The organism is Nonomuraea sp. NPDC051941 (assembly GCF_044593615.1).
This window is the reverse complement of record NZ_JBIUCF010000066.1, coordinates 1-16,767: the sequence shown is the minus strand read 5'-3', so window position 1 is coordinate 16,767 and position 16,767 is coordinate 1. Positions and strand designations below refer to the sequence as shown.

The following is a 16,767-nucleotide window of genomic DNA, read 5'->3' as shown; positions in this document are numbered from 1 at the left end:
CACGATCCGCTATACCCCACGCATGCTCGGCGAGCTGGCAGTCCGCCTCACCCAGCGCGACCGCACCCTGATCCGCCTGCTCCACGACTTCCGGGTCCTGACCTCGCCCCAGGTCAGCGAGATGTTCTTCGACACCGACGACGCCGCCCGCCGCCGACTGCTGGCACTGACCCGCATGGGAATCTTGGAGCGCTTTCGCCCCAACCTTCCGCCGTCCATGGGCACGGCGCCGTACCACTACGTCATCGGCGAAACAGCGGCCGCGGTACTAGCCTCCGAGGACGGGGTCGAACTGTCCGACTTCGGCTACCGCCGCGACCGGGTCCTCAGCATCGTCTACAGCCAGAGGCTCGCCCACACCGTCGGCACCAACGGCATCGCCGCCGGCCTGCACGGCTTCGCGCGCCGCCACCCCAACGCCAAGCTGACCACCTGGTGGGCCGAACGCCGCTGTGCTGCCGAATGGGGATCGATCGCACGGCCGGACGCCTACGGCCGCTGGATCGAAGGACTCCACAACATCGAGTTCTTCCTCGAATACGACACCGGCACCGAACCACTGGACCGCGTTGCCCACAAGCTGGACGGCTACGCCAAGCTCACCGAGTCCAGCCGGATCGTCACTCCCGTCCTCTTCTGGGTCCAAGGCGAGCGCCGGGAAGCCAATCTCCGCAAGAAGCTCAAGCACCACCCCGGCAACATGTTCGTCCCCGTTGCCACGGGCCATGCCGCCACGGTCGACGGCTCGGTGGACGACGGGCCCGCGGGCGCTCGCTGGTTGCCCACCGACGTGGACGGTCCGCGCTGCAGGCTGGCGGAGCTCGCCGAACGCTGGCCCGGGCTCGGAGCCCAGGCGTCTCTCGAGCCGTCCGAGGAGGCAGCCGAATGATCCTCGAAGCCGGGCTTGCCAAAGCCATCGCCGCAGGAGGCGGGCTGGTCTCCGGCGCCGCCATCATTGCCGGAATGGCCGGCGGAGGCCAGTACGCAGCCACCCAAGCCGACCCCGCACAACTCGCCTCAGCTGTCTGCGCCTACACCGGCAAATCCCCAACCCTCAAGACCAGCGCCACCTCCAAGCGGCTCGACCTGACACCGCACCAGGCAGCCAACGCCCGCATCATCGTCAAGACCGCCAACGACCTCGGGCTACCGCGCCGCGCCGCCGTCATAGGCATCGCCACCGCCCTCCAGGAGTCCTCCCTCGACAACAGCACCGTGGGCGATCACGGCCGTGCCTTCGGGATCTTCCAGCAGCACCCGGAGCACGGCTGGGGCACCCGAGCTCAGGTCTCCACCCCTCGTCATGCCACACGGACCTTCTTCGACCGCCTGACCAGAGTCAAGAACTGGCCGGCCAAGCCCCTCACCGCCGTGGCCCAGGCGATCCAACGATCAGCTTTCCCGAATGCCTACGCCAAGCACGAAGCCCGAGCAGAACGCCTTGTCACCGGGCTGACAGAGTCCCCCGCCAGCCGGAAGGCTCGAGACACGCTGGAGTTGTCTCCCGCGGACACGAAGGCTGTACGCGACAGCATCGAGCTGGCGACGTCACTCGGGGTCACCCGAGCCACCGTCGTGGCGGACGTAGAGATGGCCCTCCAAGCCGGCGCTCTCCGTAGTGCACGCAAGTACGTCAAGCCGGGCGCCAGTACTGCCCAACTGGCTGAGAAGATCGTTCGCACCGTTGCCGACCGACGCTGCAAGGAACTGTCCCGAAAGATCAATCAAGTCCTGGACCCCACGACGCTCGCCGCGATACGCACATCTGATCGCGGCGCGGTAGCCCTCGCCGCGGCACTCAAGATGATCGGCGTCCCGTACTCGTGGGGCGGCGGCGGCCCGACGGGGCCCAGCTTCGGCATCGACCACGGTGCCGAAACCAAAGGCTTCGACTGCTCGGGGCTGGCCGAGTACGCCTGGGCCAAGGCCGGCGTGAGGATCGGCGGACACACCTCCGTGCAATGGCGCTCGGGCGTCCGGGTACCGCGCTCTGAACTCAAGCCGGGAGACCTGGTCTTCTTCGCCACCAACCCGAGGGACCCGTCCACAATCCATCACGTGGTCATGAACATCGACGGCAAGCGCTACGTGCACGCTCCAACCACCGGCAGCAAGGTTCAGGTGGGGCAATGGACGGCGAGCCGAGAAGCTGAGTTCGCCGGAGCCGTACGCCCGAGGTGATCTCGGCGTACCCTAGAAACGACCGCTCTCACCTTTTGACCAATCGGTATGAGTAGGTCAGCGGAAGGGCCCGCGCCAAGTGCGGGCCCTTCCGTCATAGGAGTTGATCCGCCTTCGGCAAGGCGGCTATGTCTCGTCCTGCGTGTCCGCGTCATCCTCTGCGCCAGGCTGCTATGCCACCAGCTCGCGCAACTCACGTACTTATGACAGTGACAGGTCAGCGGGAGTAATTTTACAGTCCGCCGCGATCACGGTCTGACATGGACATACGCCGAGAGGTATCTCAACTTGGCCACGTATAGGCCGTGATTGAGATCTAACCCACTCTCTCACCGAGCCCCAGAAGGGACGATCATATGGTGCCGAGGGCCGGGAACTGGTGGAGCATACGTCAAGCAACAACTCCTGATCCAAGCCAGGACGGTTTGAAGGACCAGTGCTACACCGAAGGCGGAGCACACCAAACTGTCCATCAAAACCGGATGGGTTCACAACGGCCGCTAGGCTGCCACCGGGCTACACCAGATCGGCACTGAGCATCCGACATCACGAATTAAGCGTCAGTAGCGCCAGCAAATCGCCTGAAACATGGAGCAAACCCGCTGCTACCAGTTGACATCCGTCTCAAGTAGGGTCCGGAAACCCTCCAGACACACCAACTCCTCTGAACACCACCGAGCAGACTCACGGAGCGTCTATGATGCCTAGATGTCATCCCAGGATCTCTACGCCCTTATCAAGTCCATGGATCCGTCGCTTCACGAAGGGACATATGTCTTCGCAATAATAAAAGGCGATATCCCAGGACATCTAAAGCCGATATCGATGGTCAGAGAAGACGAAGGCACTAGCATAATCTTGCACAAGGCACAGGCCGAAGAACACGAGATTCCCTACGTGTACCCGGCCGCCTGGATCACACTTCGGGTGCACTCTAGCCTGGAGACCATTGGCCTTACGGCGACGATCAGCCACCATCTCGCGGCCAACGGGATAAGCTGCAATATCGTAGCCGGCTACTATCACGATCACCTATTCGTCCCGAGCGACAGCGGATCAATGGCCATCAAGATTCTGCGAAAAATTTCACTCGATCCGCGACAGTTTATCGAAGACTATCTATCCGTGAACACCAATGGTGTCAACGGCTTTCCGGCGGTGCCAATCTCCATCAGCGAGGACTGAATCGGTATCTGCTCAGCCTGAGACGTGGGCTGCCCAAGAGAGAATATCCGGCCCAAGCCGCCTGCGGGATGCCGCCGTTCCGCATATGAACGCGAGTCAAGCGCAGGGCTTCTCCAACTGGGATGCCCTCCATCACGTAACCGTAGAAGCGCTCGCCGAATCTACTGCTATCACCATCACGGATTGACCAGTACGAGCCGATGTACGCGACCCCCAACTCCATCCAGGCGGTCCCTATCCCCCGGTTGGCCCAGCGAAACATACCGACATCTCGACCCTTCATGCGGCCAGCCGCGCATCCGTTGATGAAGACGAGCCTTGGCCTATGCGCTCGTGTCCACTCTGCCATGATGCGAGCCTCCAGCTCACCGTCGGCCAACAGAATTCCAGAGATCCAGCCATCCGACGAGGACGCAAATGTATGTCCAGAGAAATGAACGATATCCCACTGCGTGCCAGTCAGCTGAGTGCGCAGCGTATCACGATTCAGCTCCCGTCCGGCAAGAACACACACCTCGACCGAATCGAATATGCGAAGTTTCTTCGCGATTCCGGCAATTTCTCGAGCCGAGCCGGGCAGTACCTCCTTGCGGCCTCTGTGCGAACCTGCGAGCAAAAGTACGTGCAGTGCGTCAGGGGGCATGAGGTTGACACCGATCGATGCGATGTCCGATCGGATCATTCGGCCGCAGGAGAGCCTTATGCCGAGGATATCATTATCAAGCCGACTCAATTCTATTGGAATGCTGAGTAGCTCGGGTTCTGACGTTAGTTCGACGAAAGCATAATCTCCCTCCTCCACCTGCAATACAGGTCCCGGAAGAAAGGCAGCGGACACTTCCGCGGAAACAGCGTCAAGCTTCGCATCAAATTTAATGTCTGCTACGGAACGATGTCTCTCCGTCACGAGGATATGCTCTAATTCGTTGAGCATTCCCTCGACATGATCATGGGTGCTTTTAAATGTATTTAGGCGCCGTAGCGGGCCAGCGATCACAGATCTGTTGTGAAGCGCGGTGGCTACGAGGGCGTAACCGTCGGAATCGGGCACGTGATCCACATTGATAACCTTCAACCGGATGCTTGGCTCCGCCTGATCAAGGTAATTGAGGATGGAAAGCTGACAGTGGAGACTCCATAGTTGGTCCGGCACCACGGAGCGTACGGTACGCCGAAAGGTCCGCAGGTCTAATGCGTCGACCGCCGACAGCATGGAAAGACAGGAGGCGGCCCACATGGAGTCCCCCAGGGTCCCCGGCGCGCTAGGAATCTCGCCGAACAGGTGCGATCCGCCGTCGAAGAGACGCTCGACAAAGCTGACGATGCGCGTCGAGCGTTCCTCCGATATCGGCCTTTCTAGCAATATCTGCAGCGCGACCGCGCAATAGGTGTACTCGATGTAGGGCGGATGGCCGGGCGAAGCTCCATAAGCGCCCTCCGACTCGACCCAGCACTGGCCTATGAAATGCCCAAGGCTTTCACGGTCCTCTTGTGCCAGCGCGCCCAGTATCGACAGGATGATGACTCCCCAAAGGGTCGCTATGAGTTCCGGATCCCATCCAGGCATGCACGAAAACGCGAGTGATCTACGACCGGAGACCATATGGCTTCGAACGAAATTTACATGAGCTTCGCGATTGACATCACGCAGTCGGCCCAGCATGTTGAGACAGACGATGGCATAGAAGGTGTTGAACAGGGTGGGATTACCATCTGCCTCGTCGCTGAAGCCGCCGGCTGCGACTTCGCGTTCTAGCAGAAAACTGAGAACCCTACTGTTGTCCACGTGTGACGTGGCATCAAGGGAGTTGAGCGCCACGAAAGCCTGGAAACAGCACTCCAGATAGCTCTCCGAGCGGGGCCAGTTCCCGAAACCACCATCAGGCTGCAGGCACTTATTGATCGCACCGATGAATGCATCTCGACTGCTGTCGTGTGGGAATGCCGCCCACCAGGGTGGAGGCATCCAGAGAGGATGAAAGACCACGGGTGTACCGACCTTGCCTCTCGGACAGGAAGTTAGAGGCTTCCGACTACAGCATGGCGGAAAGAGCGTCGCCGGCAGAAACTATGCCGCCTACGAAGAATAGGACGATTCCGAGCACCAGCAAGCGTATTCCGAGTGGGTGTTTCGCCAGCGAATCCATGAGGCGCGCCAGTGAGTCGACGAACTCGGCTGAACCTCGCAGTTGGTCGTCAGCCTTCTTTTCCGCTCGCCACGCCATATAGCTACCCGTAATCACGAGCAGCAGGCCTATGACCATCCCACTGATGCCGATGATTGCCAGCATTGACTGATCCTTTCCTTTCCTACCCGAGGGCGGCATACTTGGATGCCGATGCGCCGTTGTGGGACCGAAGATTTTCGGGGGGTTCACCGCGCCAGATGTCGTACAGTACGGATAAACGTCCGGCGCGCCTGGACCAGAAGAATCCTCTACAATAGGACTGAGCGCCGTACTCTGGCCACAGCAACCGACATTCCCGGTCCAAACCGCGTAAGCGATAATGCGGCACGGAGGGGAACCAGTGGTGGAGTAGATGGTAGAGATCGTCCGAGTGCGGGCCGATCAGCCAGCGCGAGATCGGGCTACCCGTCCAGTTGCGGCTGCCCCAACGCCACCCGAGAGCCCTCAGTCCGCCATGTTCACCCAGCTCGGCCCAGTAGCTGAGGATCTGATAAGTCGTCATCCATGGAACGATCCAATACAGTAATAACGACTCCACCAAGGCAGGAGGCAGCGCGATTGCTACACCTCCGGCGCCACCTAGGACGAGGCCGCCGACAAGACGCTGGTGAGCCGTGGAGAGGCGCTCCCGATATAACCGCAGGAAAGGCATAACCGGTATTGCGGTCAGTAGTGCATGCTTGACGTAGAAACGCAAAAAGAGCTCTCGGGAGGCCGATGAGAACTCAGTATGTGTTGATCGGTAAAGGCTGAGGTCCGGATCGCGCTCGTCTCGCCATAAGTATTTGTGGTGTAGTCGGTGCGTAGCCACGTACTTCGGGTAGTTCACGAAGATCGGCGCTGCACACACCAGCGCGCCGGCCAGGTTGTTGACGTATCGATTTTTGAACAACTTATGGTGTGCTGCCTCGTGTAGAAGGTTCGCCAGGGCTCGCATCCGACTGCCGATCGCAACCAAGGTGAGTCCGTACACCATTGGCGTCGGCCAGATCTGGTGGAGGGTGATCGCAGCTCCGACCACGCCCCAGTCTTCCGCCACGAATAACCAGTTTCTCCAATTGTCTTTGGTTGACGCTTTCTTCACGGCGGACTTGATCTCGGCCGGAGGGCCGTCCATCATGCTGCGACTCGTTGCAGTCATAGCATCCTCGCTACGCGGATAATCCCGATCCTGGAGATATTCTTCTATCGGCACCAGATTGGAGTGGGGCCAGAGCGTGCAAAGAGTTGGTGGGGATGGAACTGCAGATCCATTCGATAAGGTCGCCCTCACGAACCGAGCCACGCAGAACACCCACGAGCGTGCCCGAGGTGAATGCATAGAACGATGGAATGGCAGTCACTTGCAGTATCTCTGAAACTTCCGGGCTCACATCGGTCCGCACCTTTGCGAAGGCGGCAGAGTCGATAAGCTTTGCCGCCACCCGTTCGAAGACCGGCTTGGACTGACTCGAAGCCGGACACCAGTCGGAGTAGCAGCACACAATCACGCTCAGGTTATGCGTGACTAGCGAGGTAAGGTCATCCGTCGATATGATGTAGTGCATTAGAGAATTCCCCTCCTAGCTCAGGGGATATCGATCTCCATCATGGAAGTGTCGAGAAACGCGGTTTTCACCGTTCCGCCGCAGTATTTTTGGATGTAATCGGCCATCTGTTGGATGGAGTCCGTGAGCGCCTTGGTCTGGACTGAAGCGAAAGGCGCCTCGGTGAACAGGCCGATCGTCGTAGACGCGTCTGTTATCTTGCATGTGTCGCAGTCGCGGAAGTTCCATTTACGCGTGAGGACTCGTGCGTCATCCGCATATATGACCTCGCCTGGCTTAGTCATTTCTTCCGCCGCTGCTCCAATCGGGACGAACGGCTCTCCTCCTGAAGAGAATCGCAGAACTATGTCGCCCGTGATCTCTGATAGATCGTATCCGCCGACCGGCAGGAAGTATTGGGTTTCGACGAGCAAGTAGGAGTCTACCGCCTTCGAGATCGTGGGAAAGTCGTCGCCCTTTACCAAACGCCGCAAGAATGCTTCCGCAGTGGGCCGGCTATCCCGGGGCTTCACTCCGAAAGCGCGATACGCCTCTCGCCAGGCTTCAATTTCTGTGCGTGCGTTGAGAGTGTCGTAGGTGAAGTTTTCATACATTCGCGATGCTGCGGATCGCTTTTGTTCCTGCAGTTCCGGATCGAGGCCGGTGTTATCGATGTCCCGCGCCACGAGAAGCGCGATCCGGAGGTCGGGAAAGCTTTTACGAATATCCTCTGAAATGATAAGCCGCATGTTTTTCCTCCAGGGGTGATCGGTTCAGTGAGAGACTCGGTCCGGAGCCTTAAACTGCCCTTTGGGATGACCATAATCAGCGATGCGTAGATGATCTGTTTTAGCGTGTCGGAATGATATTGGATGGCTGCCTGTGTTCCCCGATTCGAATCGCGCGAGTATGGTAGCAGTGCGTGCACAGTCTGTGGAGTGTCCGTCACTATGTTGTACCGGGAGGGCAGTAAGTTGGCGGCCGAGAGAGATTCCAGCCCAGGAAGTGGGGCGCAACTACGGAGATCAATCGCCCGAAATGTCCGCAATGAGCGGCAGAAGCACGGTTGGACCCTCGATGAGTTGGCCGCCCGCTCGGGAGTAAGCCGTGGGATGATCATTCAGATTGAGCATGGTGACACGAACCCTAGTGTCGGCACCTTGTGCCGACTGGCGGACGCGTTACTCGTGGACGTGGTTCGGCTGGTAGAGCATCGGCGAGAGCCGCACGGTGTCCGTATTACTCGTCTTGCCGACTTGCCCGCCCTCCGGTTAGGAGAAAGCACGAGCGTTGGTCGGCTGCTGACTCTGATCAACTATTCCACCCGCGTTGAACTCTGGGATTGGACGCTGGAGCCGGGCGACTCGTACGCCACGAACGCTGTGCAGAAGTGCATTCAACTGGTTTATGTGGTCCTTGGAGATATTGTTGTTGCCGCCGCAGGCGCTAAGTACGTCATCTGTGAGGGCGAGAGCATAGAGTTCAGGGCGGCGGGCACATACTCGTATGAAAATGTTTCACAGCTGCGAGCTCGCTTTCTCGGAGTGATTGTCGTCCTCGATTGAGCAGTTTCAGCCTCATCCCCAAGCTGCATTGATGATGTCCAGGTTCTCCCGATCCGGTGAGCCACTGCTTTGGGCGCCACCCAGGGGTGTGGCTAGTCAGTGGTGTATCTCGGTCTTGATCGTTATCGGGTGGTCGGGGCCAGGCGGCCCGCGAAGGTGATGGCGAAGACGCTCAGGGCGGCCTTCCGGCGGATGATCCAGCGTTTGCGGCTACACGGCCACGGCGACGACCTAGGTGGGGACGATCAGCGCGACCAAGCCCGTGGCCGAGGTGGTTTCAGATTCAACTCAGCGATTGTGGACAAGAGGCCCGGAAGTGCAGGGCCACAGCGGCCGACATGTGGTCGATCTATCCTCGTTCGCACCCTGACAGCGTGAAGCGGGCTCAGCGACGCTTGGCGTTCGCAGGTGAGGTACCAATCGCGGCGTGTTCTGGATGTGTCTAGGATCTGGCCTCGATGATGCCTGTCAGGTCACATATCTAGTTCTCAGGGAAGAATCCCTGAAGGAGCGTGTAGCCCGGCATGTGCTCGGCCGGACGCACGCTCACGGTGAACATCTCCGGTTCGTCGAACACCGGCTCTCCGTTCGGGCGACGCGTGTACGGGACACGTCCATAGTCCACGCCATCGCTCTGGTCGAAGCTCATCCAGGTGATCGCCTCCTGCTCTCCTTCGCGCAGAGGATGGTTTGAGACGGCTCGGCTGAAGACCGTGTCCGGGGTGATCACCCATACTTGAGGGACAGCGAAGATCCATCGCGTCGCGGCGATCTCTTGGGCTTTGGTGGCGGCTCGATTTTCGAAGTCCGTTGCCGATTGCTGGTCGCGGAGGTAGTCGTAGTCGCTGAGCACGAGTTGGCGTTCGCCTTGGAGCGCGACGATGGCGGGGCAGTCGCGAGCGATGATGCTCTTCTCCAGCCGGCCGACCACGTCGAAGAGCAACTCGGCCGTCTCGTCGTTCATCGCGTCCTCCGAACACCGCAGTCCCCCACAGATCCTGTCATGACGCGATGCGGTGCATGGCGCCGACTGTGGCGCCATGCACTTTGGTGGGGTCAGGCCACGGCGCTCAGGATGGAGCGGTTGAGCACCTTCTCCAGGGTTTGCACGGTGGCCAGGTCGAGATCGTCGACGTCGCCGGTGACCATGCGGTGCATGTTGCGTTCGGCGCGTACAGCTCCGCGGACGATTTGGCCGTGGTGGGTGTAGGTGTTGACGGCCTGCAGGATGCCGAACGCGGTGCCGCGCCAGGGCGCGACGCGTTCGTCCTGCGCCCACAGACGGGACAGGGCGAGGCGCTTGGATTCGGCCAGGGTGCGGCCTCTCCCACGCTCTTCTGGGAGCGGGACGTGCTGGTCCAGGAAGGCGCGCCAGTGGGCGTTGGACACTTCGACCCGGCATAGCTGCTGTACTTCCGCGGCGAAGTTGTCGGCGGCCTGGTGGATGATCCCGAGGGCGTCGCGGACGTCGACGATGCGGTCCAGGCTCTTCCGGGAGTGCCGGATCTTCACGCGTCTGGCGTTGTTCGAGGCCAGAGCCGCGGACAGGGTGTTGTCACAGACGATCAGTTGAGCGCCGGTCTGGTAAGTGGAGGACAGCGAGCCGTCCAGGGAGGTGGCCGCGGACAGGAACGGGCGGAAGGCGACGCCCTCGGGGGTGGTGCAGGTGTCGGGCAGTTCGATCTGAACCCAAGCCAGGGCCCCACCGCGCAGCAGGCCGGCCGAGCCGATGGCCAGATCGGCGTCCAGGATCGTTTCGATGTGATCGACGAGCCAGCGGTTGTATTCGTGGATCTGGAAGCCCTGTTTGAAGATGCCGAGGATGTGGCCGGTGTCGGGGCGGATGATCGTTTTGCGGTTGGGGTCAGTCAGCCGCGTGACGCCATCGCCGGTCAGGTAGCTGGTCTCTACGGTGCCTTCAACGGGCTGCCAGTGAAACAAGCGGCGTTTGACGTCGGCGACCGGGATGGGGCCGGGGTAGTGGTTGGGCTCGTCGCCCTGGTGGCTGGCGCGGTAGTGCCAGGCGCTACCGCGTTTGGTGGTGAAGCCGATCAGTGTGTTCTGGTTCAGCCAGGTCAGGCTCTCGCGGGACATGAAGATCCTCCGATCGTGTTTCGGGCATGCCGAAGGCGCCCCGGGCACGCGGCCCGGGGCGCGCTGGGCGTGGTTAGGCGGGTTTGCCCTGCCAGAGGCGGAGGGCGCGCTGGGTGTCGTCGCGGGTGGGGTGGTGGGCGGCGCGCAGGTCGGCCAGGGTCCAGGCCAGGCGCAGCATCCGCGTCAGGGCGCTGGGGGTTAGTGCGCCCGCGCGTAGCCGGCTTTCGGGCGGGTCGAGGGCGTCGGGGTCGAGGCGGTAACGGGTACGCAGCTCTGAGGCCGGAATCTGGGCGTTGGTCCGCCAGGGCGTGCCTGCCAACCGGTGGGCGGTGCGGTCGCGAGCGGCGGCCACCCGATCGGCGACTGCGCTGCTCGGCTCGCCGGGCCCGGCGTTGCGGTCAATGGGATCGATAGGCGCGGCGACCTCGATCCCATCGCGCAGGCTGGAGAGGCGTTGGAGGTAACGGCGTCGCTCCACCGGACGACATTGACATGCGTTGCCGCCGCTACAGGGACAGGGCGAAGTCGCCAGCAGCAGTTGGAAACGAGCAGGCAAGATAAACGTGCCCTGCCAACTAGCCAGGACGATCTCGCCGGTCTCGAGCGGTATGCGGAGACCGTCCAGCACACTGCGCGGGTATTCCGGCGCCTGGTCCAGGAACAGCACCCCAGCATGCGCAAGCGACACGGCGCCAGGACGGAACTGCCCGGCAGTATGGCGGCCGAAGATCGCGGCGGCGGTGTTGGTGTAATGGGGCTCGCACAACGGCGGACGTCGGCCCCGCCATCGGCTTTCGGTCAGAGCGTAGATCTTGGTGACCTCGGCGAGGCTGGCGTCATCGAGTGCGGGCAGGATGCCGGGCAGGCGTTCGGCCAGCATTGTGGCGGGTCCGTCCCCGATCAGGAGGAGGTGATGTCCGCCGGCCGCGCACACCTCCAGAGCATGACGCGCGGCGTGGTTGCCCGGCAGGTCAGTCAGGTCGAGCGGCGCCCCCTGCGCCGGATCCAACGCGGTCGGCACGGTAGAGGGTGCGTCACTGTTGAGCTGCTCGACCAACTCGGTCAACGACGTGGCCCCGATGACAGCACAACGGATGTCCTGGCCGACGTTGCCGAGCGGGATGGCGACTCTCCGGATACCGGAGGTGATCAGTGACCGGACGGCACAGGGCAGGCCACGGACCTGCCGGATGGAGCCGTCCAGGCCGAGCTCCCCGAGGAACGCGGTGTGCGTCAGCCGTTCGAGGGAGATCGCGCCGTGGGCGGCCAGGATGGCCACCGCGATCGCGACATCCAGAGTGGAGCCGTACACGGGCATGTCGGAGGGGAGCACGGCAACCGTGACCTCCTCCTGCGGCCAGTCGTAGCCACTGTTGAGGATGGCGGCGCGGACCCGGTCTCGGACCCCCGCCGTCGTGGTGTCCGGCAGGCCGGTCAGATGCAAGCCGCGGGGGCCGGGGGACAGGCTGACTTCGACGCGAACGGGATGCCCGGACAAGCCGATCACGACGGCGGAGGAGACGGCGGCGAAGGTCATCGTCGCTCGCCGTCCTCAATTGGCTCCGGCAGGAGCGGCAGCACCGATTGCGGGTAGCGCTCGATCTGGGCCTCGATCTCCTCGCCCATGTCGGCGATGTTCATTTTGTGGATCAGTGACGGGGGCGCAGCATGGTTGAGCCCGCACTCCAGAAGGGTGGCCATGCTGTAGCGGGGGTCATCGGACAGGGCGCGGTCGAGGGCGACACGGGCCAAGGTGCCCGCGCCGCTGCTGTAGGCGGCGAAGGCGAGCAGCGTGGCCGGAGCGGCGACGTAACCCGGCTCGGCCCGGCGGGTGATCTCGCCCCACAGCTTGATGTGGGCCGGTTCGGCGTAGCTGCCCAGCAACGTCATCGCGGCGTCGCGGATCACCTTGGAGGTGAGCAGCACGCCCAGCCAGGCCACCTGCTCAGGGGTGATCGGCTGATCGGCGACGCTGCGCGCGAACGCCTCGTGCACCTGCCGCAGGCCTTCGTCGTACCAGTATCGGGGTGTGGCGGTGGGCAGCAGAGCGGCGGCGCGCTCCCGGGCGGTGCGGGTGGCCTGCTGGACGGCCTCGCGGTCCGGTCCGTCCATCGGGGCCAAGGTGGCGCCGAAGGCGGCGCGATCCGGCAACGCGGACAGGCCTGCCATGACGGCGCCGGCAGCGGCAGTGCTGGTGGTGAGGTCGTACGGGGTGCTGTCCTCGGGTCCCATATCCAGATGGGACCAGTAGCGCTCCTGCGTGCAGCTCAGCAGTTGCCTGATCTGGACGCCGGTGGGGGAGAGCGCCTCTTGCAGGCTGTTCAGCAGAGAGGCGGTCTGGTCGGGCGGGCCGTAGCCGATCACGGCGATCTCGTCGGCTTGGTGGCGGGACAGGATGTTCAGGCTGGTCGCGATGACGTCGTGGGTCTCGTGCGGGCCGTAGGGGAGGTCGTGGCGCACGGCGTTGACCAGGGCCTGGTCGTGGAAGGAGAGGATGACCAGGCTGAGCGTCGGGTGGTAGCCGAGGAGGTAGGGGACGATGGCGAGGTAGTCGACGGGGTGCGACAGGCGCACGGTTACGGTCACGACAGGACACCTCCAGGGATCGGAGACAGCGGGTGGGCACGGCAAAGCGCGCCGTACAGCCCGGGTAATGGGGCTTTACGGCGCGCTGACACGGCGGCGTGGTGGATCGATGGCTTATGGAATGCGAACCGACAGGGCGGCGCTAGCGGGGCGCTATAGCCAGGTGCGGCAGAGTTGCTGGTGGCGTGTGGTGATCAAGGAGTAGCAGCACGCGGGAATGACGACCTCGCTGTGATCGCAGACCCAGGCGATCGGGGTGGCATACGACAGGACCACGTACACGATGCGCGTTTCGTCGGCTCGGTAGCGCTCCACCCATTCGGTCGGAAGCCGACCGGTCTCAAGTGGGGGCGTGCACACCGCGGACAGTCCGCCGCGGGTGGTGAAAGCGGCGTGCTGGGCTAGGCGCAGGCCAGGGAAGCGGGACCGACTGGAGGCAGGCGACATGGGGCTCACCTGATCCCGCAACTGGGGGAGGGGTGATCGGCACCGCAGTAACCGCACAGATCCTCCATCGCGTACAGCGACAGTTCCTCTGCGTAGCAGTCACGCCAGGCGAGCTGCTCAGGCGTGTAGGCGTCGAAGTAGTCGGCGTCAGTGTCTCCTGGGCACAGCGTCAGAAAGCTGAGTACGGTGGTGGCGGAGTTGATCAGTGCGCGAGTGGACAGCACGACGCCGACGGGGGAGCTGGTGTCGGTGGCGGTGAAGATCGTCGTGTTGTGGTGAGACAGCCGATACAGCCACCGGATCCGCCCATCGCTGGTGCGGCTGTGCGGCCACAGTTCGAGCAGGTGGCTGGCGTCGATCGACCATCCGGCCAGCAGACGAGAAGTGATCTGCCAGCGTGCGGGCAGAGTGATGCCGTCAAGCACGGCCATAGGGGTGGCCTCCTCGCGATCGACGCTCGCCCTCGCTTGGAGGAACAGGTGGCGAAGGTGAGGGCGGCGGGTCCAGGCCTGCCGCGATGGCGTTGGCCTGACGGATGCCGTACTGCAGCGCGTCTCGCAGGCACGTGTGAAACAGCACGCCGGGGAAACGCACGCGAATCTGATCGAGGTCGGTAACGGTGCCACTCCAATCCCCCTCCTGGCCAGGTCTCGGCGGCAAAAACAGGTGCCGGAACGAACACCCCGACCCGTGCGCCATCGGCGCGAGCCGCGGGCACAGCACCACCACGAACAATTCCTCAGCAGGGATAAGTTCCATGTACGGACCTCCTCACGGCGCATACGGAACGGTCCGGACGGGCCTGCCTTACCGTCCGGAACGTAGATCAACTGAGAGAAGACAAAAGCGCAACGAAACGGGGGCCATCGGTCAGGCGTGAGCGAATAACCGACCCTCGGATTGGAAGGCACGGACGCCCGTCTTCTGGATGCGCTTATCGGCGATTACGCGCGAAATGCCTGTCCGTCTGTCGGATATCCCAACTTGTGTCCAGGTGAGAACTATCAGCGCGCTAGAAATCGTCAACGCGAAGCATGTGGGTTTCTGATCCCCAGCCGGCGGCTTTAACCGATCAATCCACGAGCAGGCGTTGCGATCGATGTCTCTCAGAGGCTCACTTAAATACGGTGACAGCATCGGCTCAACCGTCCGTACTCCAGCAACGTTTTTGCTCGTCGAAGTAGGCGGGAGACTCCTTTCTGTAAGGGTTGAGCTCGACCTTCACTTAAATACGGTGCGGAGAGCGCCTCAAACGTCCGCTCTCGGGACGTTAATTTGGCAAATGAAAAGGCTCCGGAGTAGAAACTCCGGAGCCCTTCTACGCTGCTGCGTCAGTCCTCCATGGCTGGCCGGCTCCCCGTGTAGACCATGGCGTCTCGCGCATCGTCAAGCCGCTCTGAGAGCTCCCTGAGCTCCGCGCGTGCGGCGTCTCGGACGCGGATAACGGCACGGCGAGAGCCGTAAGCCCCACCCTCCCGCTCCTGGGCGACAGCGGCCAGGATGCCCGCTCGGCCGAGGTCCTCCGCCTGCTCTGCCTGGGCGATGATCTTCCGCAGTACAGGGAACTCTTGCCCGTCCCCGAATGCCTGCCGGAAGATCGCTGCGCTGTGCTGGGCCGTGGAGAACGCGACCGCGGCACGCGTCACATTCTCGGCGTGCGGTAGCCCGCGCATGAGCTGAGAGCCCGGGGTCGCGTCTACCTCCGTCGGAGGTACGTCCACGCGATAGCCGTTGCGGGCGGCAGCGTCCCGGACAGCCCAACGTTGGAGCGTGGTCCGGGTGATGGTCATTTCCGTACCGTCGCGGCGTACGTAAATCCACGACTGAGTCTCGGTGGTTGTGCCGCTCTCGGGCGCCCTCCGGCACTTGGCGAGTACGTCGCGGAGCCGTTGCGCGAACAGCAGAACGGCGTCCTGATTGACGTCGTCGGAGACGTCGTCCGTGCCGTAGGGAGCGTGGCCGCCCTTGACGATTGTGGCGCTTCCGTCCATACGCTTGCGGGACCGCGTGGCGTCGACCGTACGACAGTAGCCCCGTGCCAGCTTGCGGATTTCCGTCCAGTCTTCCGGCATGACGCGCGCCATGTCCTCTGGCGCTAGGCTCCCGCCGGGAATGTTCTTTGGAACGCACTTCCCGATTGCGCTGCTCTGCATGACCGCTCTCCGATCGTTTCGCGCCCGGCCTGTCGTGGGCACCTCACCTTTTGACCACTTCTATTTAATCCCAAAATGGAGATCAAATCAATTAGTCTGTCTGATTATATTTGACAGCCATGAGATCGCGAATATGAAATAAAGTGGAGGGCCGTGGGATTTAAAATTGCCGCTAAGATATTGACTTGTTTTGAAATATGAATATTTGTTAATTATATGGGCTTTCGAACTATTTGGCCCATTGGTTGGCGCTTCTGTGGTGGCGCTACGCCTCCATGAGTCGGGGTGTGCTACGGGCGTTAGGCCCCCATCGGGCCTCGAGTTCCCTCTGATTGCACCCCCCCAGTTAGTTCGTAGGGGTATTTGCATGGTTATCCGAACACCTAATGGGATGCCTAGCGAGCGCACCGGAATGGCCTATAGTGAGGCGGTGTGACGTGTGCGGGAGTCGTCATTGGAGTGGCCAGCGGTCCCATGCGGCAAACCCGTGATCGCTTACTTCGCAGCGAAGGCCGCGCGGCTGGCAACTGTTCGAAATAGGCGTAATTGCAAAAGCCTTTATTGGCTCGCACGCCGCGGCGGCCTGGGCATCCAGCGTGGCGGCGACGTGATCGGCGTGGCCGGCCAGCACGGCCAGCGCGTGCGCCGCGACCCAGTTTTCGGCGGCCGGGTCATCTCCGGCGTGCAGGCACCAGGCCGCCGTCCACAACCGCTCCAGTCCCACACGCGGAAGGCGCCACGAGCATCCCCTACCTCCTGGTCGCCGCCCGCCAGCAGGCGGATCGCTACATCTGAAAAGCGAAGGTCGGCAGTTCGACCCTGCCCCTGACCGCCGCACTTC

Annotated in this window: 17 protein-coding genes; 4 read left to right on the top strand and 13 right to left on the bottom strand. The window is 62.3% G+C overall.

Annotated elements, in window-relative coordinates; translation table 11 throughout:
- Window positions 1-22 precede the first annotated feature (22 nt).
- The 3 genes from ACIHFD_RS59915 (at window position 23) to ACIHFD_RS59905 (ending at window position 3,366) form a co-directional block, all read left to right on the top strand.
- Window positions 23-889 carry a replication-relaxation family protein gene (locus ACIHFD_RS59915; protein ID WP_397374575.1) on the top strand — a complete coding sequence of 289 codons (867 nt, stop codon included), beginning with the start codon at window positions 23-25 and terminating at the stop codon, window positions 887-889.
- Window positions 886-2,181 (top strand): C40 family peptidase, encoded by a 1,296-nt coding sequence (locus ACIHFD_RS59910; protein ID WP_397374574.1) that lies wholly within the window; start codon window positions 886-888, stop codon window positions 2,179-2,181. Before ACIHFD_RS59915 ends, ACIHFD_RS59910 begins: the two co-directional genes overlap by 4 nt.
- 708 nt (window positions 2,182-2,889) lie before the next feature.
- The gene (locus ACIHFD_RS59905) at window positions 2,890-3,366 is read left to right on the top strand and encodes an ACT domain-containing protein (RefSeq protein WP_397374573.1); all 477 of its coding nucleotides are present in this window, start codon (window positions 2,890-2,892) and stop codon (window positions 3,364-3,366) included.
- Here ACIHFD_RS59905 and ACIHFD_RS59900 read toward each other — a convergent pair.
- The 5 genes from ACIHFD_RS59900 to ACIHFD_RS59880 all read right to left on the bottom strand — a co-directional run bounded on the left by ACIHFD_RS59900 (window position 3,353) and on the right by ACIHFD_RS59880 (window position 7,830).
- On the bottom strand, window positions 3,353-5,332 hold the full coding sequence (locus ACIHFD_RS59900) for a CHAT domain-containing protein (protein WP_397374572.1): 1,980 nt from the start codon (window positions 5,330-5,332) through the stop codon (window positions 3,353-3,355). The two genes, ACIHFD_RS59905 and ACIHFD_RS59900, sit on opposite strands and share 14 nt — an antisense overlap.
- 67 nt (window positions 5,333-5,399) lie before the next feature.
- Complete coding sequence (locus ACIHFD_RS59895; RefSeq protein WP_397374571.1) at window positions 5,400-5,657, bottom strand: hypothetical protein; 258 nt, start codon at window positions 5,655-5,657, stop codon at window positions 5,400-5,402.
- Between the two features lie 19 nt (window positions 5,658-5,676).
- A complete protein-coding gene (locus ACIHFD_RS59890; protein ID WP_397374570.1) occupies window positions 5,677-6,750 on the bottom strand; it encodes a fatty acid desaturase family protein in 1,074 nt (357 codons plus the stop codon).
- Window positions 6,707-7,102, bottom strand: coding sequence for a thioredoxin family protein (locus tag ACIHFD_RS59885; protein WP_397374569.1), 396 nt, complete (start codon window positions 7,100-7,102; stop codon window positions 6,707-6,709). Before ACIHFD_RS59885 ends, ACIHFD_RS59890 begins: the two co-directional genes overlap by 44 nt.
- Window positions 7,103-7,122: 20 nt before the next feature.
- Window positions 7,123-7,830: a B3/4 domain-containing protein gene (locus ACIHFD_RS59880; protein WP_397374568.1), complete on the bottom strand. Its 708-nt coding sequence runs from the start codon at window positions 7,828-7,830 to the stop codon at window positions 7,123-7,125.
- 123 nt (window positions 7,831-7,953) lie between these two features.
- Here ACIHFD_RS59880 and ACIHFD_RS59875 point away from each other — a divergent pair, with 123 nt between their 5' ends.
- On the top strand, window positions 7,954-8,646 hold the full coding sequence (locus tag ACIHFD_RS59875; RefSeq protein WP_397374567.1) for a helix-turn-helix domain-containing protein: 693 nt from the start codon (window positions 7,954-7,956) through the stop codon (window positions 8,644-8,646).
- A gap of 481 nt (window positions 8,647-9,127) precedes the next feature.
- Here ACIHFD_RS59875 and ACIHFD_RS59870 read toward each other — a convergent pair whose 3' ends face one another.
- The 8 genes from ACIHFD_RS59870 to ACIHFD_RS59835 form a co-directional block, all read right to left on the bottom strand.
- A complete protein-coding gene (locus ACIHFD_RS59870; RefSeq protein WP_397374566.1) occupies window positions 9,128-9,610 on the bottom strand; it encodes a hypothetical protein in 483 nt (160 codons plus the stop codon).
- Window positions 9,611-9,702: 92 nt separating this feature from the next.
- A complete protein-coding gene (locus ACIHFD_RS59865; protein ID WP_397374565.1) occupies window positions 9,703-10,740 on the bottom strand; it encodes a DUF932 domain-containing protein in 1,038 nt (345 codons plus the stop codon).
- Between the two features lie 73 nt (window positions 10,741-10,813).
- Complete coding sequence (locus tag ACIHFD_RS59860; protein WP_397374564.1) at window positions 10,814-12,277, bottom strand: YifB family Mg chelatase-like AAA ATPase; 1,464 nt, start codon at window positions 12,275-12,277, stop codon at window positions 10,814-10,816.
- Entirely contained in the window at window positions 12,274-13,326 is a 1,053-nt protein-coding gene (locus ACIHFD_RS59855; RefSeq protein ID WP_397374563.1) for a DUF4192 domain-containing protein, read from the bottom strand. Before ACIHFD_RS59855 ends, ACIHFD_RS59860 begins: the two co-directional genes overlap by 4 nt.
- 452 nt (window positions 13,327-13,778) lie before the next feature.
- Window positions 13,779-14,204: a hypothetical protein gene (locus ACIHFD_RS59850; RefSeq protein WP_397374562.1), complete on the bottom strand. Its 426-nt coding sequence runs from the start codon at window positions 14,202-14,204 to the stop codon at window positions 13,779-13,781.
- Complete coding sequence (locus ACIHFD_RS59845; RefSeq protein ID WP_397374561.1) at window positions 14,191-14,532, bottom strand: hypothetical protein; 342 nt, start codon at window positions 14,530-14,532, stop codon at window positions 14,191-14,193. Before ACIHFD_RS59845 ends, ACIHFD_RS59850 begins: the two co-directional genes overlap by 14 nt.
- 572 nt (window positions 14,533-15,104) lie before the next feature.
- Window positions 15,105-15,926, bottom strand: a complete 822-nt coding sequence (locus ACIHFD_RS59840) for a hypothetical protein (protein ID WP_397374560.1) — start codon at window positions 15,924-15,926, stop codon at window positions 15,105-15,107.
- A gap of 451 nt (window positions 15,927-16,377) precedes the next feature.
- Window positions 16,378-16,650: a hypothetical protein gene (locus ACIHFD_RS59835; RefSeq protein WP_397374559.1), complete on the bottom strand. Its 273-nt coding sequence runs from the start codon at window positions 16,648-16,650 to the stop codon at window positions 16,378-16,380.
- Between the last annotated feature and the right edge of the window lie 117 nt (window positions 16,651-16,767).

What these genes read in the sequence shown, in the direction of transcription:
- ACIHFD_RS59875 (WP_397374567.1), top strand. Translation starts at nt 7,954, where the DNA reads ATGGCTGCCTGTGTTCCCCGATTCGAATCGCGCGAGTATGGTAGCAGT.
- ACIHFD_RS59845 (WP_397374561.1), bottom strand. Translation starts at nt 14,532, where the DNA reads ATGGAACTTATCCCTGCTGAGGAATTGTTCGTGGTGGTGCTGTGCCCG.
- ACIHFD_RS59880 (WP_397374568.1), bottom strand. Translation starts at nt 7,830, where the DNA reads ATGCGGCTTATCATTTCAGAGGATATTCGTAAAAGCTTTCCCGACCTC.
- ACIHFD_RS59915 (WP_397374575.1), top strand. Translation starts at nt 23, where the DNA reads ATGCTCGGCGAGCTGGCAGTCCGCCTCACCCAGCGCGACCGCACCCTG.
- ACIHFD_RS59870 (WP_397374566.1), bottom strand. Translation starts at nt 9,610, where the DNA reads ATGAACGACGAGACGGCCGAGTTGCTCTTCGACGTGGTCGGCCGGCTG.
- ACIHFD_RS59895 (WP_397374571.1), bottom strand. Translation starts at nt 5,657, where the DNA reads ATGCTGGCAATCATCGGCATCAGTGGGATGGTCATAGGCCTGCTGCTC.
- ACIHFD_RS59900 (WP_397374572.1), bottom strand. Translation starts at nt 5,332, where the DNA reads ATGCCTCCACCCTGGTGGGCGGCATTCCCACACGACAGCAGTCGAGAT.
- ACIHFD_RS59840 (WP_397374560.1), bottom strand. Translation starts at nt 15,926, where the DNA reads ATGCAGAGCAGCGCAATCGGGAAGTGCGTTCCAAAGAACATTCCCGGC.
- ACIHFD_RS59905 (WP_397374573.1), top strand. Translation starts at nt 2,890, where the DNA reads ATGTCATCCCAGGATCTCTACGCCCTTATCAAGTCCATGGATCCGTCG.
- ACIHFD_RS59910 (WP_397374574.1), top strand. Translation starts at nt 886, where the DNA reads ATGATCCTCGAAGCCGGGCTTGCCAAAGCCATCGCCGCAGGAGGCGGG.
- ACIHFD_RS59850 (WP_397374562.1), bottom strand. Translation starts at nt 14,204, where the DNA reads ATGGCCGTGCTTGACGGCATCACTCTGCCCGCACGCTGGCAGATCACT.
- ACIHFD_RS59860 (WP_397374564.1), bottom strand. Translation starts at nt 12,277, where the DNA reads ATGACCTTCGCCGCCGTCTCCTCCGCCGTCGTGATCGGCTTGTCCGGG.
- ACIHFD_RS59865 (WP_397374565.1), bottom strand. Translation starts at nt 10,740, where the DNA reads ATGTCCCGCGAGAGCCTGACCTGGCTGAACCAGAACACACTGATCGGC.
- ACIHFD_RS59885 (WP_397374569.1), bottom strand. Translation starts at nt 7,102, where the DNA reads ATGCACTACATCATATCGACGGATGACCTTACCTCGCTAGTCACGCAT.